General features: G+C 68.9%; 14 protein-coding genes. 5 read left to right on the top strand and 9 right to left on the bottom strand.

Translation table 11 applies throughout. The features are described from left to right. Positions 1–4: 4 nt before the first annotated feature. The 3 genes from G6N46_RS17270 to G6N46_RS17260 form a co-directional block, all read right to left on the bottom strand. Positions 5–703, bottom strand: a complete 699-nt coding sequence (locus tag G6N46_RS17270; protein WP_138247605.1) for a cysteine hydrolase family protein — start codon at positions 701–703, stop codon at positions 5–7. After that, positions 700–2,124, bottom strand: a complete 1,425-nt coding sequence (locus G6N46_RS17265; protein ID WP_138247606.1) for an allophanate hydrolase — start codon at positions 2,122–2,124, stop codon at positions 700–702. Before G6N46_RS17265 ends, G6N46_RS17270 begins: the two co-directional genes overlap by 4 nt. Before the next feature lie 86 nt (positions 2,125–2,210). Then, positions 2,211–2,510, bottom strand: coding sequence for an MTH1187 family thiamine-binding protein (locus G6N46_RS17260; RefSeq protein WP_138247607.1), 300 nt, complete (start codon positions 2,508–2,510; stop codon positions 2,211–2,213). A 222-nt stretch (positions 2,511–2,732) separates the two neighbouring features. Between G6N46_RS17260 and G6N46_RS17255 the strand changes: the two genes are divergently transcribed. Continuing rightward, positions 2,733–3,818: a L,D-transpeptidase gene (locus G6N46_RS17255; protein ID WP_138247608.1), complete on the top strand. Its 1,086-nt coding sequence runs from the start codon at positions 2,733–2,735 to the stop codon at positions 3,816–3,818. A 61-nt stretch (positions 3,819–3,879) separates the two neighbouring features. On the opposite strand, the gene G6N46_RS17250 is transcribed toward G6N46_RS17255, so the two are convergent. After that, positions 3,880–5,853 carry a M13 family metallopeptidase gene (locus G6N46_RS17250; protein ID WP_138247609.1) on the bottom strand — a complete coding sequence of 658 codons (1,974 nt, stop codon included), beginning with the start codon at positions 5,851–5,853 and terminating at the stop codon, positions 3,880–3,882. 59 nt (positions 5,854–5,912) lie between these two features. Between G6N46_RS17250 and G6N46_RS17245 the strand changes: the two genes are divergently transcribed. After that, on the top strand, positions 5,913–6,593 hold the full coding sequence (locus G6N46_RS17245; protein WP_064858615.1) for a hypothetical protein: 681 nt from the start codon (positions 5,913–5,915) through the stop codon (positions 6,591–6,593). Next, positions 6,590–7,279: a hypothetical protein gene (locus G6N46_RS17240; RefSeq protein WP_061006518.1), complete on the top strand. Its 690-nt coding sequence runs from the start codon at positions 6,590–6,592 to the stop codon at positions 7,277–7,279. Before G6N46_RS17245 ends, G6N46_RS17240 begins: the two co-directional genes overlap by 4 nt. Before the next feature lie 18 nt (positions 7,280–7,297). On the opposite strand, the gene G6N46_RS17235 is transcribed toward G6N46_RS17240, so the two are convergent. Both G6N46_RS17235 and G6N46_RS17230 read right to left on the bottom strand, forming a co-directional pair. Further along, positions 7,298–7,837: a helix-turn-helix domain-containing protein gene (locus G6N46_RS17235; RefSeq protein WP_061006517.1), complete on the bottom strand. Its 540-nt coding sequence runs from the start codon at positions 7,835–7,837 to the stop codon at positions 7,298–7,300. Further along, the gene (locus G6N46_RS17230) at positions 7,834–10,752 is read right to left on the bottom strand and encodes an MMPL family transporter (protein WP_138247689.1); all 2,919 of its coding nucleotides are present in this window, start codon (positions 10,750–10,752) and stop codon (positions 7,834–7,836) included. Before G6N46_RS17230 ends, G6N46_RS17235 begins: the two co-directional genes overlap by 4 nt. Before the next feature lie 411 nt (positions 10,753–11,163). On the opposite strand from G6N46_RS17230, the gene G6N46_RS17225 reads away from it, so the two are divergent. After that, on the top strand, positions 11,164–11,718 hold the full coding sequence (locus G6N46_RS17225) for a hemophore (protein ID WP_138247610.1): 555 nt from the start codon (positions 11,164–11,166) through the stop codon (positions 11,716–11,718). Between the two features lie 95 nt (positions 11,719–11,813). After that, a complete protein-coding gene (locus tag G6N46_RS17220) occupies positions 11,814–12,185 on the top strand; it encodes a heme-binding protein (RefSeq protein ID WP_138247611.1) in 372 nt (123 codons plus the stop codon). Positions 12,186–12,237: 52 nt separating this feature from the next. On the opposite strand, the gene G6N46_RS17215 is transcribed toward G6N46_RS17220, so the two are convergent. Genes G6N46_RS17215 through G6N46_RS17205 form a run of 3 tightly spaced genes read right to left on the bottom strand, consistent with a single transcriptional unit; the run spans position 12,238 to position 14,913 of the window. Continuing rightward, positions 12,238–12,609 carry a DUF3054 domain-containing protein gene (locus tag G6N46_RS17215; protein WP_138247612.1) on the bottom strand — a complete coding sequence of 124 codons (372 nt, stop codon included), beginning with the start codon at positions 12,607–12,609 and terminating at the stop codon, positions 12,238–12,240. After that, a complete protein-coding gene (locus G6N46_RS17210; RefSeq protein ID WP_138247613.1) occupies positions 12,599–13,813 on the bottom strand; it encodes a M23 family metallopeptidase in 1,215 nt (404 codons plus the stop codon). Before G6N46_RS17210 ends, G6N46_RS17215 begins: the two co-directional genes overlap by 11 nt. Further along, on the bottom strand, positions 13,810–14,913 hold the full coding sequence (locus G6N46_RS17205) for a lysylphosphatidylglycerol synthase transmembrane domain-containing protein (protein ID WP_138247690.1): 1,104 nt from the start codon (positions 14,911–14,913) through the stop codon (positions 13,810–13,812). The genes G6N46_RS17210 and G6N46_RS17205 overlap by 4 nt, the downstream gene beginning before the upstream one ends. Positions 14,914–14,927 lie beyond the last annotated feature (14 nt).

The raw sequence follows: 14,927 nt of genomic DNA, 5'->3' as shown, positions 1-14,927 counted from the left end.
CTCTCTAAACCGCAGAAGCTGACGGGGCGGCGAGTTGGTGCAGTGCGGGGATGACCGCTGCGGTGTCCGCGACCCAGCCGAAAATGCCGCCCTGGGCAGCGATCATCTCCAGGCCGACCCGCTGGAACTCCGGGAAATATGAACCGACGCAATCGGATACGACGAGGCACTCGTAGCCGCGGTCGTTGGCTTCGCGGGTGGTGGTGTGCACGCACACCTCGGTGGTGACACCGGTGACGAGCAATTGTGTGATGCCCGCGCCGCTCAGTGCGTCCTGCAGCCCGGTGGCGTAGAAGGCGCCCTTGCCCGGCTTGTCGATCACGAGCTCGCCGTCGATCGGGGCCAGCTCGTCGACGATGTCGTGACCGTATTCGCCGCGGATCAGGATGCGCCCGTACTTGCCGGGGTCACCGATCCGTTTGGACGGCGCACCGCGATTGAGTTTGGCGGGCGGGCAGTCCGACAGGTCGGGTTCGTGGCCTTCCCGAGTGTGGATGACCATGATCCCGGCCGCGCGGGCCGCGGCGATCAGCGCCGCCAGCGGTGGCACCACTTTGAGTAGTTGGTCGACGTCGTTGCCGAGGCTTTCGCCGAACCCGCCGGGCAGCAGGAAGTCGCGTTGCATGTCGATGACGATCAGCGCGGTCTGACCCGGTATGAGCGAGAACGGTGTCGGTTCGGCCGTTACCTCGACAGATGTCATGCGGGCTCCTTCGCCGTCGCTGCGGCGACTTCGCTTGTCGCGCGGGGCTCGTCGAGAATTTGTGCGGCCAAGGTCAGCGCGGTGTCGTCCGACAGCGCGTTGCCCAGCAGCATCGCGCTGTACGGCCGGCCGTCACTGGTCACGCCGAGCGGCACCGCAACGCCCAGCAGATCGAGCAGGTTGCCGAAGTGCGTGTAGTGACCGAGCATCGTGTTGCAGTTGATCGGATTCGCCAACACCTGTTCGACGGTGAAGGTGGTCCCGACGGTCGGCACGACGAGGACGTCCATGGTCTGCCAGAGGCGGCCCACCTCGGCTTTGAGCTCCTGCAGTTTCTGCAGTGCGGCGAAGGCGTCCACCGCGGTGTAGGTCAACCCGCTACGGAAGATGTCCCGCACCACGGGGTGGATCGAATCAGGTTGTGCGGCAAGGAAATCACCGAACTCGACGAGCCTCTCTGCGACCCACGGGCCCTGGTAGAGCAGCGCACCCGCGGCGAGAAACGGCACCAGTGACACCTCGACGATGACGGCCAGGCGTTCGAGGTGCTCCCGGAAACTCAGGTGTGCCGCGCGCATGGCCTCGTCGCCGAAGAACTCGAGCTCGTCGACCGGCGGTAATCCCACCCGGATCGGCGCGCCGCCGTGACGCGGTCCCCGATCGCGCGACCAGGCGTCGGCGTCGTCGCGGCCGGCCATCACGTCGAACACCCGGTCCACATCGTCGATGCAGCCCGCCATCACGCTGAGGCAGTCCAGCGACTTGCACGCCGGTACCAGTCCGACGGTGCTGATCAGCCCGCGGGACGGTTTGAAACCCACCACGCCGTTGAGGGCGGCGGGCACCCGCCCAGACCCCGCGGTGTCGGTGGCCACCGCGAACGGCACCTGGCCCAGCGAGACCGCCAGCGCGGAACCCGAACTGGACCCGCCCGAGATGAGGCCACCGCCGAAGACGCTGCGCGGCACGGTGTAGGGCGTGCGGGTGCCGTTGAGGCCGGTGGCGAACTGGTCGAGGTTGGTCTTGCCGACGTAGAGCGCACCCGCGTCGAGCAGCCGTTGCACCGCCGGCGCGGTCCGCTCGGCAACGTATGCATAGTCCGGGCACGACAGCGTCGTCGGCACCCCGGCGACGTCGATGCTGTCCTTCACCCCGAACGGCACGCCGTACAGCGGCAGGGTGCGCGCGCCGGGCCGGTTCTCGATCTCGGCAGCGGCCTTCAGGAGCTCCTCGCGGGGCACGACCGACAGCCACGTGCCGTCGTCCCCGCGGGCGGCGATCGCATCGGCGACGCGGGCCGCGGTCTTGACCGGGGAGCCGGTGCCTCCGGCGTGGGATTCGAGGATCTCGGCCACCGACGGGCCGATCGTCGGACCGGTACCGAATGCCTGGTCAATCCCGCCGCGCGCATCTGGACCCATGCCTGACGATTGTCGGCACGATGATGTCGCCGGCAGTCACGGCTGTGTGTCGATCGTGTTAGCGGTTCCCGCCGCCCCCGATCGCGCTAGGCGCCGAGTTCGTCCTCGATGCGCTGCACCTTCGCGGTCAGCTGGCCGGTGTAGCCGGGCCGGATGTCGGCCTTGAGGACCAGGCTGACCCGCGGGGACGCCGCCGCCACCGCGTCCACGGCCCGTTTGACCACGGCCATCACCTCGTCCCACTCGCCCTCGATGTTCGTGAACATCGCATTGGTCTCGTTGGGCAGACCCGACTCGCGCACCACCCGCACGGCCGCGGCGACGGCCGCGCCGACGCCGCCGGACTCGTCACCACCCATCGGGCTGACGCTGAAAGCAACAATCACAGGGTCGATTGTGCGCGGATCCCCGGGGCTTGGACACCGTCGGTGGCGCTTCCGAGGTCTCCAGTGCGGCCGGTGGGAGTAACGCCCGACATATCTGGGGCGATCAACAGTGCAGTTCAGCGGCCTTCTACGGGGCCGCCATGGGGGTATGACGGCCTTTCGCGGCAGGGGCCGGTCAGCGCGCTATGAGAGACTGGGGACGTTGTGAACTGGAGGTGGCGGATGCCGCAGTGGAACAAGAGCAAGCTTCTGACCGCGGTCGTGGCGGCCGGACTGGTCGCCGGAATGACCGTCGCAACCCCGTCGGCGCTGGCCGACCCGGATGCGCCGGACCCCGGTGTGGCAGCCGCGCCGATCGACCCGGGTCTGCCCACGGAGGCTCCCTTGCCGCCGCCGATCCCGCCGGTCGGTGACCCGCTGGCCCCCGGCGCACCCGTCGCGCCCGCTCCCGTCATCCCGGGCGCCCCGATCCCGGGCGAACCCCAGCCGATCCCGGCAGGTACCCCGGCCGGCCAGAACCCGACGCCGTTCGTCGGCCAGCCGCCGTTCAACCCGCCCACCTTCAACCCGGTGAACGGGTCCATGGTGGGTGTGGCCAAGCCGATCTACATCAACTTCCCGCGGCCCATCGCCAACAAGCAGATGGCGCAGGACGCCGTGCACATCTCGTCGAACCCGCCGGTGCCGGGCATGTTCTATTGGGTGACCGACACCCAGCTGCGCTGGCGGCCCATCGCGTTCTGGCCGGCGAACACCGTCGTCAACATCGACGCCGCGGGCACCAAGTCCAGCTTCCGCACCGGTGACGCGCTGGTCGCGACGGCCGACAACGCCACGCACCAGATGACCATCAGCCGCAACGGCAAGGTCGAGAAGACGTTCCCGATGTCCATGGGCAAGTCCGGTAACGAGACCAAGAACGGCACCTACTACGTGCTGGAGAAGTTCCCGGACATCGTGATGGACTCGTCGACGTACGGCGTCCCGGTCAACTCACCCGAGGGCTACAAGCTGAAGGTCAATTGGGCGGTCCGCATCGACAACAGCGGCGCGTTCGTGCACAGCGCCCCGTGGTCGGTGTCCGACCAGGGCAAGCGCAACGTCAGCCACGGCTGCATCAACCTCTCGCCCGACAACGCGAAGTGGTTCTACGACCAGTTCGGCAGTGGTGACCCGATCGTCGTGAAGAACTCGGTCGGCCTGTACAACTACTCCGACGGTGCGGGCGACTGGCAATGGGGCATGCAGACGCCGGCCGCGACGCCGTCCACGGGCAGCGGCTCGGGTTCGGGCGCCGGCACGCGCTGATCCGTCGACAACGCGAAAACCCCCTATTTCCAACGAAATAGGGGGTTTTCGCGTGGTATGGCTAATTCCAGATGCGCACGCGCTCGGCGGGATCCAGGTACAGCTCGTCGGACGTGCTGACATCGAACGCCTCGTAGAACGAGTCGATGTTCCGGATCACGCCGTTGCACCGGAACTCCGGCGGCGAGTGCGGGTCGACGGCGAGGCGCCGAATGGCTTCGGCGTCACGGGATTTGGTGCGCCACACCTGGGCCCAGCCGAAGTAGACGCGCTGGACGCCGGTCAGCCCGTCGATGACGGGCGCCTCCTTGCCGCCCAGTGACAGCTCGTAGGCGAGCAGCGCGATGGACAGCCCGCCCAGGTCGCCGATGTTCTCGCCGACGGTGAACGCGCCGTTCACGTGGTGGCCCGCATCCAGTGCCCGTGGCGTGAAGGCCTCGTACTGCTCGATGAGAGCTTTTGTCCGCAAACCGAATTCGGCGCGGTCGGTATCGGTCCACCAGTCGACCAGATTGCCGTCGCCGTCGTACTTGGCGCCCTGGTCGTCGAAGCCGTGCCCGATCTCGTGCCCGATCACCGCGCCGATCCCGCCGTAGTTGGCGGCGTCGTCGGCCTCGGCGTCGAAGAACGGCGGCTGCAGGATCGCTGCGGGGAAGACGATCTCGTTCATGCCCGGGTTGTAGTAGGCATTCACCGTCTGCGGCGTCATGAACCACTCGTCGCGGTCCACTTCACTGCCCAGCTTCGCCAGCTCCCGGTCGTGCTCGACGGCCTGGCCGCGCAGGTAGTTGCCGTACAGGTCGCCGGCGTCGATCACCAGGTTCGAGTAGTCCCGCCAGCGTGCCGGGTAGCCGATCTTCGGGGTGAACTTGTCCAGCTTGGCCAGCGCGCGTTGCCGCGTCTCAGGCGTCATCCACTCCAGGTTGGTGATGCTGACGCGGTAGGCCTCGCGCAGGTTGGCCACCAGTTCGTCCATCCGCGCCTTGTGCGACGGCGGGAAGTGCCGCTCCACGTACAGCTTTCCGACGGCGTCGCCCATCAGACCCTCGACGAGGCCGACGCCACGCTTCCAGCGGTCCCGGATTTCCTCGGTGCCCGACAGGGTGCGGCCGTAGAAATCGAAGTTCTCCGCGACCAGGTCGTCGGTCAGGATCGGGGCGCGGCCGCTGATCAGGCGCCAGCTCAGCCAGGCCTTCCAGTCCTCGAGCGGCTCGGACGCCCACAGCGCGCCGAACGCGACCAGGAAATCGGGTTGCCGCACCACGACTTCGGCGACCACGTCGGCCGGCGCGCCCACCGCCGCCAGCCAGCCGGCCCAGTCGAAGCCGGGTGCCTCGTCGGCGAGGTCGGCGAACCGGCGCAGGTTGTAGCTCAGGTCGGCGTCGCGGCGCTTGACCACGTCCCAGTGCGCGGCGGCCAGCTTGGTCTCCAGCGCGACGATCCGGGCGGCGGTCTCGGCCTGATCGCCGCCGAAGACCAGACTCAGCATGCGGGCGATGTGCTGCGGGTAGGCCGCGAGCACCGCCGCGTGTGCCGGTTCGCGGTAGTAGGACTCGTCGGGCAGGCCGAGGCCGGACTGCGTGAAGTGCAGCAGGTACCGCGTCGAGTCCTTGGAATCGGTGTCGACGTAGGCGCCGGCGCCACCGCCGACGCCGGTGCGCTGCAACGCGCCGAGCACCGTGGCCAAAGCGGCGGAGTCGGCCGCATCGGAAATCAGGGCAAGCTCCGCCAACAGCGGCGCGAGGCCGACGGCGGCCACCCGCTCGGTGTCCATGAAGCTCGCGTAGAGGTCGCCGATGCGCTGGGCATCAGAGCCCACCGGGCCCGAGGCCGTCGTGATGAGGTCACGCACCTGCTCCTCGGCGCGGTCGGCCAGCAGGCGGAAGGCGCCGTCGGTGGCGCGGTCGGCCGGGATGTCGTAGTCGGTGAGCCAGCGGCCGTTGACGTGACCGAACAGGTCGTCCTGCGGGCGGGCGCCGGGGTCGAGGTAGCTCAGGTCGATACCGGATCGGGGAGAGGTAGCTTCGAGACTCACCTCGCCATCCTGCCATCGCCGCTGCAGTGCGCGACGGCGCTGCGGGTAGCCTCACGCCCATGCCCGACGAGCGCAGCGAAGACTCCGCCGAAAAAGACGCTGCCAAAGACACAGCGAAAGACGCCGGATCGGCCGGCGCGGCCACTGCCGCCAAGCCCGCCACCAAGGCCGCCGCACCGAGTGATCAGGCTGAGGGAATCTTCAGCCGTTACGGCATCGCCTCGGCCGTGCTGGGTGTCGTCGCGGCGGTCGCCGTCGTCGTCGCGACCTGGGTCTACCTGGGCCACCGGGCCGACGACGCGGAGCGCGCGCACGAGGCGCAGGCCATGAAAGCCGCCGCCGAGTGGTCCAACCTGCTGATCAACATGACCAAGGACAACGTCGCCGTCAACGTGCCGAAGCTGCACGAGGGCACCGTCGGCCAGCTCAACGCCGATTTCGACGCCACCGTCGCGCCGTTCACCCAGCTGGTGCAGAAGCTGCAGAGCCAGACCAGTGGTCAGATCGAGTCCGTCGCGCTGGAGACGCTGCATCACGCGCCGCCGGGGGACCAGGGCAAACCGGCGGTCCAGCCCGAGCTGGCGGCGATCGCCTCGGATACGACGACGGTGCTGGTGATCGCGACGTCGGTGAGCCAGAACGCCGGTGCCAAGCCGCAGACCGTGCGCTGGCGGCTGCGCCTCGGGGTGTCCGACGTCGACGGCAAGATGCTGATCTCGCGATTGGAGACGCTGCGATGAGGAACGCGTGGCGGGTACTGGTCTTCGACATCCTGGCGCCGCTCGCGGTGCTGGCGAGTCTCGTCTACATCGGGCTGGCCCTGGAGCGGCCGCTGTGGTGGGTCGTGGTGGGCACCATCGTCGGTCTGCTGGTGTTGCAGGCGTCGGTGGTCAACTTCGTGCTGTTCCGCCGTGACGGCGTCACCATGGGCACCGATGACGACGCGCCCAGGCTGCGGCTCGCGGTCGTGGGGCTGACGGCGGTCGCGGTGGTCGCGGCCGCCATCGTCGGCTACACCAAGTGGACGGTGCCCGACCGCACCACCGAGAACGACATGTCCACGGTCGTGGGCATCGCCAGCAGCGTCGCGGAGGCGTCGGCGACCTTCACCCCCGGCGCGCCGAACGTGTCGATCGACCGGGCCACGTCGCTGATGGCGCCGCAGCGCGCGGAGGCCTACCGCAACGAGTTCAACGCGGTCGCCAAGGACCTGACCAGCCGTGGGGTGGCCGGGCAGGCCAGCACCATCTCGGCCGGTATCGAGACCATCGGCCCGAATTTCGCCAGTGTCGCGGTGGTCATGCGGGCCACTCAGAACACCCCGAACAAGCCGGCGCAGGCGACGGTGTTGGGGCTGCGGGTCACGCTGACGAAGCAGGACGGCCGCTGGCTGGTCATGGACGTGACGCCGATCGCGTCGCGGTAGGACGGCTCGGGCGCCGGCTCAGGACCGGGCGGAGCGCATCCGGGCGAACCGGTCCGAGAGCCGCCGCATGCGTACCAGCAGCGCGGCCGACGGGCTGGTGGTGCCCGCGACGTAGGCCGAAAGTTCTTGTGCGCCAACACCGATGCGGGACGCGAATTCCGTCTCGCTGAGACCGGAACGCTCCATCAGCAGCCGGATCTGGCGCGCGACCTCGGCGCATTCGTTGGCCTCGAGCTGGGTGCGGGCACGGGCCAGCACCTCGGCCAAGGCCTTGGAGATGCCGTACGGGTTGGTGGTCGCCAGGATCTCTTCGACCTGACGAGCGGTGCGGCCGAAGGGGTCGCGCTTGATGGCGACGACGATGCGCTGCCACACCGCGAGGTCGTCGTTCTCCAGCGCGGCGCGGATGGCGGACGTCGACCAGAACTCGACGGGCTTCTCGCCGGGGGCCTGCGCCGGGAACGCGACGGTGGGTGCCCCGTTGGTGCCGGTTGCGGCGGAGTCACCGGGATCGTCGGCACCAGAAGGGGTGTCCCTCACTTCGGATGTCAACGTCACCTCGCCTCCTCCAACATGGCCACTGCCACCGCCAGACAACGCTGTTTGACGTCGGGCCAATCTGCCGATTCGTGGTCGTCGAACGGGTGCGGGTCGGCCAACCTGCGGACCAACTGGGTGGCCACCCACTGGTTCTTCGACCGTTCTCCACAGTAATACCCGTCAATTCCGGCAAGAACCGCGGCTGCGGTCCGGATGTCCATGCACGACACCAGATCGACGAAGTCGGTGTAGTCCTGAACGCTGTTGCGGGACATGATCAGGTAGCCCTTGAGCCGCAGCGTCTCGGCGCCCGTCGGGATTTCGAGCCGGTCGCCCGTGGGCAGCAGCACCGTCGTCGTCTCCACGGGGCTGCGACGCTCGATGGCGGGGCCGTCGGTGTCGCTGAGCGACAGCGCGTCGAGCGCGACCGACAGCCGGCCGCCCCACATGGTGACGGGGTGCACGTCCGGGTTGTCCGACGCGGACCGGGACAGGCCGTGGGCACGCCGGCGCAGCAACGCCAGCCCGGTGCGGGACCGGTCCTTGCGCGGGGGCGCCGCCGCGATCCGGCGGGGCACGGCGCGGGGCACGTACTGCTGCTCGCCCGGCTCGCAGCCGCTGAACGCCAGCGGATCGGCGACCGTAACAGTCTGTTCGGCAAGGCTTTTCAGCTTGGCGGCGGACTTCACGACGCTGCGCAGCTCCGCGCCGGACGGGCCCAGCGCGGAGATGTCGTCGGGGATGATGACGAGGCTGCCGGTATCGGTGGTGGGCAACGGCTTGTCGAAATCCACCGACGGCAGCAGGCGGTCCAGCCACTTGGGCAGCCACCAGTTCCACTGGTCGAACATCGCCATCAGCGCCGGCACCAGGACCAGGCGGACCACCGTCGCGTCGACCGCGATGGCCACGGCGCAGGCCACGCCCATCTGGGCCACCAGCGGCATACCGGCGAACGCGAATCCGATGAAGACGGCGATCATGATGAGCGCGGCACTGGTGATGGTGCGGGCACTGGTGCTGACGCCGTACGCGACGGCGTCGCGGGTGTTGCCGGTCTGCAGGAAGCGTTCCCGGATGCGTGTCAGCAGGAAGATCTCGTAGTCCATGGACAAGCCGAACGTCATCGCCAGCACCAGCGGCGGGATGGTGGTGTCCAGCGATTCCAGTGGCTTGAACCCGAGCGCCTTGAACCAGCCCCATTCGAAGACGATCACCAGGCTGCCGTAGGCCGCGGCCACCGACAGCACCGTCATGAGGACGCCCTTGAGCGCCAGCACGATCGAGCGGATCGAGATCAGCAGCATCACGAACGCGATGAGCGACACGAAGGCGAACACCAGGATCTCGGTGTTCGCGACGCGGTGGTCGAAGTCCATGATCAGCGCCGTCGGTCCACCGACGGCGATGGCGACGTTCGGGCCGGCGACCCCCGGCAGGTGTTCTCGCAGCCAGGTGATGGAGTCCCGCGCGACGAGGTCTTCGGGGTCCACCGAGAGCACCACCGAGAACAGGGCGCTGCGGTTGTCGTTGCTGAACACCGGCGGTGACACCTGGGCGACGTCCGGCGCCTGCGTCATGGTCTGGTGCAGGGCGTCGAGCGTCGCGGTGTTCTGCGGGTCGGACGCCGTCGCGTCGGGGAACGTCGCCAGGACCCGGATCGGGCCGAGCGCGCCGGGGCCCAGCGCTTCCGCCGCCGCGGCCACGCCGCTGCGGATTTCGTGGGACGGCTCGAACTGGCGCAGCATGCTGTTGCCCAGTTGCATGCCGAACGACGGTGCGGCCAGGGCAACCAGGAACACGGTGGCCAGTAGCGCCGACAGCCATGGGCACCGCATGGTCCGCTCGGTCCACTGGGTCCAGAACCGCGACTGCGTGGCGTCCGGGCGGCGCGACACGTGCAGCCACGACGAGCGTTTGGCGACCCGCTTGCCGAACGTGGCGAGCACGGCCGGGATCAGGGTGGTCGACGTCAGCACCGCGACGGCGACGGCCAGGATGGCGCCGGTGGCCATCGACGACAGCACCGGCGTGCCGATCAGGTAGATGCCGGTGATCGACGCGATGACCGTCAGCCCGGACAGCAGCACCGCCAGACCGGACGTCGCCATCGACGCGTCGACGGCCTGCTCCGGGTCACGGCCGGCCCGCAGCTCCTCGCGGAATCTCATGAGGATGAACAGCGAATAGTCGACGGCCAGCGCGATGCCGAACATCGACAGCGTCGTGGTCACGAAGACGCTCATGGTGACCCAGATGGACAGGAGGTAGACCACCCCCATCGTCACGATCACCGTGCAGGCGCCGAGCAGCATCGGCATGGCCGCGGCCGCGAGGGAGCCGAACACCGCCAGCAGCACGATCAGCACGATCGGCAGGTTCCACTTCTCGGCCTCGGCGACGTCGTGCTTGGTGGTCTCGCTGGCAGCGGCGCCGAGCGCGCCCTGCCCGATGACGTAGAGCCGGACCTTGCCGTCGGCGGTCTGACCGGGCTTGCCGCCCTCGATGCCGACTGCTTTACGCAGCTTCTTGGCGATGTCGACGGCGCCACTGTTGTTGAAGTCGAGGCGCAACGTGACGACGTAGGGTTTGCCGGCCTGCGGCTCGGCCTGCGTAGGGTCGGGGACGACCTTGACGTTGGAGACGCCCGCCGCGATGCGTTTGAGCTCGTCGACGGCGGCGGTCATGTCTTCCTGCGACGCGTTGGCGTTCGGGGCGGCGACCAGGGCCAGCGGTGAGGCGCCCTCGTCGGGGAAGTGGTCCTCGAGCTCGTACTGGACGTGCAGGGACTGGGAGCCGGCGACGTCGAACCCGCCGCCGCTGAGGTTGCTGGACTGCGTCGCAGCGAGATACAGAGACGGCACCATGAGGAGCAGCCAGGTGGCGAAAACCGCCCAGCGCCAACGCCGGAGCAGACCGCTCAGCCGCATCATCAACTGCTGGATGGCGAACCCTCTTCCTGCGGTCGTCCCGGTTGCCACCGGAGTCTTTTGATCGGCGTTTCGTGCGGCCGACCCTACCCCAGTATGGGGTAGGGTGACCGGCTCGCGAGCGCCGTTGCGGCGCCAGGTGGGAACCTTGATGCAACTGCAACCGGGCCAACTCCGCGCCCGGCCGGCAACGTCGTCGGAGGCCGTCGGAGGGCTGCGGCGCCGAGGGTGAATCCCGCGGTGACCTGGATGTTTGCTGTGTGGATTGGTCACCGGCCGCGCCGCGATGGCAAGATGGCAGGAGCCGAATCCCGGATGCGGCCGGCGCAGCCATCGGCGCCACCCCGGGAAAACAGTGTTTGCCGAGTGTTTACACGGCCGTCGTTGGCCCGTAAACCGGTGAGGAGATTTGCCATGAAGACGACCAGTGTCGCGGTTCGCCGCGGACTCGCCGGGGCGTTCGCTGTAACTGCACTCGGCGGTGTGATGGTGACGTCGTTCGGCGCTCCGTCGGCCGGTGCGGGCCAGGATCCGTGTGCGGCCAGCCAGGTCGCCAAGACCATCGGCATGGTCGCCACGTCGACGGGCACCTACCTGGACGCGCACCCCACCGCGAACCAGACGCTGACCAACATCTCGCAGCAGCAGCCCGGCCCGCAGTCGCTGGCAGCGCTGAAGACCTACTTCGATGCCAACCCGCAGGAGGGCGCCGCGCTGCAGAACCTGCAGGCGCCGCTGGTGACGCTGTCGTCGCAGTGCAAGCTGCCGTTGACGCTGCCGCAGCTGATGGGCCTGATGCAGTCGGCGCAGCAGGGCGGCGGACTGCCGGCCACGCTGCCCGCGATGCCCGCCGTGCCGAGCGTGCCCGGCGCCGTGCCGTTCACGCCCACCCTGCCCGGCGTGACGACGGCGACGGGGTCCATTCCGGCGGCCCAGGCCGTGTCGGCGGCGCAACCCGCCGGGCGCTAGACAGGCGGTTATCCGGCTCTTCTGCTTATCTTTGAGGGGCCGGTAGCCCCGTCGGGGTTCCGCTACCGGAACTCTCGACGAAGGGGTTTGACCACATGATGCTCACCGCTCCGGCCAAGCGACGCGTTGTTGCCGGTTTCATCGGCGCCGGCGCAGTCGCCGGCAGCATGTTGTTCGGTGCCGTCCCGTCGGCCCTCGCCGACGACCTGCCGCCCAACTGCTCCGCTGCGGACATCGCCGGTGTCAAGTCCGGTGTCGAGGCATCGACCTCTGCCTACCTGTTCACCCACCCGGACGTGAACGACTTCTTCACCAGTCTGCGGGGTCTGTCGAAGGACCAGGCGCACGCCAAGGTCAAGCAGTACCTGATCGCCAACCCGCAGACCAAGGCGGAGCTGCAGGGCATCCGGCAGCCGCTCAAGGACATCCGCGACCGCTGCGGCCTGCCCGGCCCAGCCGCCCGCTAGTCAGGGATTTGTGCACGAAAATCCGCGGCTAGCGCGGATTTTCGTGCACAAATCACTTGCGGAGTCGAGCCAGGCCGCGCCAGCCGAGCAGGAAGACGGCCGTGACGGTCGAGGCGACGATCACGAAACTCACCGCGACGCCCTGGGCTGAGGCCTTGCGTAGCAGCATGCCGATGACGACGGTGCTGATCCACACCACCAACCCGGTCGGGTTCAGCGCCGTCGGGCGGTGCCAGCCCCGCGACAGCGCCCAGCCCGCCACGGTTCCGGTCAGGAACGGCCAGCTCGTGTGCGCCACGCCGGCCAGGGTGATGCCCTCGGCGTGACTGCGCCGGCCGATGGCGCAGAAGATCACCACCAACACCACGTCGGTGACGAAAGCCAGTGCGGCGCTGCGGTTTCCGGTGGTCGGCTCAGTTGTCATAGGTCATCACGTCCAGATTCAGTGGGCTGACATTGGTTTCGGCCCGGACGGTGAAGCCGGGGACCGGCCGCGCGGGACCGCCGGCCTCCACCGCGTCGACGGCGGCCATGTCGGCCAGTCGGTCGGTGAGCCGGAACGAGCGGAAGACGAAGGGCAGGCCGTCGGCGCGCAGCGGATCGGGCGTGCTCATCACGTGGAAATGTAGATGCGGCGCACTGGAATTGCCGGTGTTGCCGACGTTGCCCAGCACCTGCCCGGCAGTCAGCCGGTCACCGGGCTTGACCTTGACACTGCCGGTCTTCAGGTGCGCGTAGAACGCGAAGTTCCCGTTCCCGAGGTCCTGGACGACGTGGTTGCCGCCGTACTGCGCCAGCGTCAGGCCAGTCGGGTCGACGCCGGGCACCTGCTCGGGCAGTCCGTCGAGGACCGCGACCACGGGGCCGTCCGCGACGGCGTGTACGTCGGAGCCGAAGTAGAGGTAGCTGTCGGTCTTCGCGCGGTCCCCGCCGAACAGCTGTCCGTCGGCCCGGAGCTGCTCGTAGTCGATGGCGAATCGCTCTGCGGCCCAGAGCTTTCCGTCGATCGGGTTGAGGGCCATCCGGTGCGGCGTCATGTCGCAGCAGCCGTTGGCGTCGAGCCAGCCGGAGCCGCGCAGCGGTGGGTCGAGTACGACGGGCTTGTGGTCGGACACCGGCACGGGTGCGACGTTCTCCGTCACCACCGGCGGCACGAGCGGTGGCATGGGTTTAGGGACCTTGACCACCACGCGGTGGGAAAGCTGCTGCGGCACCGCACTTCCCGCGTCCAGTTTGACGTCGAGCCACACGACGGAACGCTGTCCCGGCGCCAGGTCGTTGGTGCTGACCCGGGTGCCCATGGTCCGCGTCCAGTAGCCGAGGCCGGCGCCGGACAGCTGCAGCAGTGGCCCGACGGGTCCCATGACCGCGACCGAATCCACCGTCACGGGTTCGGGTGAGGTGTTGGTGAGCAGCAGCTCGTACGCGAGATGGACCCGACCGTCGGTGGCCGGCATCGGGACGGGTTCGGCCACGACGTCGACCAGGACGGGCGTGACGATCGGCGTGGCGGCATCCGCGGAACTGGTTGAGGGAGTGGAAGATCGGCCCGATTGTGGTACGGACGTACAGGAGGTCAGCGCGACGGTGAGCAGGACTGCCGCCGCCAGCCGGCTACCCGGAGTCATGGCGAGTCCTCGGGGCTGTCGGGCCGCGGCCCGGGTGCGGTGCCAGGACTGCCAGCCGGATCGGGCGCATCCGGGTCGATGTCCTTCTCCGTGCGGAACAGGAAGAAGAACACCACCCAGCCGATGGCCGAGATGAAGATCCAGCTGACCAGCCGATAGATCAGCATCGTCGAGATGGCCCCCGCCAGCGTCATCCCGCTGGAGACCAGACCGGGCACCAGCACCGCCTCGACCACGAGCAGTCCGCCGGGCATCAGGGGAATCGCCCCGACCGCGCGGGCCGCGGCGTAGGCGACCGTCAGCCCGGCCAGCGAGGGATGCCCGCCGGTGGCGTACGCGGCGCAGGCCAGGCATGCGACATCGGCGATCCAGTTGAACAGCGACCAGCTGAACGCCACGGTCAAGGTCCGGCGGCTCAGGCTCACCGACTCCAGCTGGCTCAGGGTGCGGCGCCAGCCGTCCAGCCCGGTGTCGGCGGGCTTACCGCGCAGCGAGTTGACCCACGACAGCAGCCGCACGCCGATGCCGTCGATCTGCTGCGGATTGGCGGCGACGGCCTGGGCGAGCAGCAGCAGCGCCACGAAGCCGCCGATCGTGAAGATCAGCGACAGGGGGTTCCTGCTCGCGCCGAGCAGGAACGCGCCACCCAGACCCAGCAGGGCCAGCCCGACCACCTGCAGCGCCCCGGACATCACCAGCTGCCACGACGCGACCAGCGGCGACGCGCCCCACAGCCGCTGCTGGCGGTAGACGAAAGTGGCCGAGAGCACCGGACCGCCCGGCAGCGTGGTGGACAGTGCATTGCCGGCATAGAAGGCGGCCTCGGATCGCCACTGCTTGACCTGGACCCCGGCGGACCGCAGCAGGGTGCGCTGGATCTGCGCGAAGCTGTGCATCGAGGCCAGGGCCGCGACGGCCGCGGCGGCCACCCACCACCACGTCGCCGACAGCAGGCTGCGCCAGGCCTTGGCCAGCTGCTCCCAGACCATCACGACCTCGACGGTCAGCACGGCGACGGCGACGCCGATGAGAACCCAGCGCAGCCACCAGTACTTGCCGCGCGTCCGAGCCGGCCGGGCATCGCCACGACGGCACGCCATCCAGAGGCCGCGAC

This window comes from Mycolicibacterium phocaicum (assembly GCF_010731115.1).
GTDB classification, from domain to species: domain Bacteria; phylum Actinomycetota; class Actinomycetes; order Mycobacteriales; family Mycobacteriaceae; genus Mycobacterium; species Mycobacterium phocaicum.
This window is presented reverse-complemented; position numbering and strand designations above follow the sequence as displayed.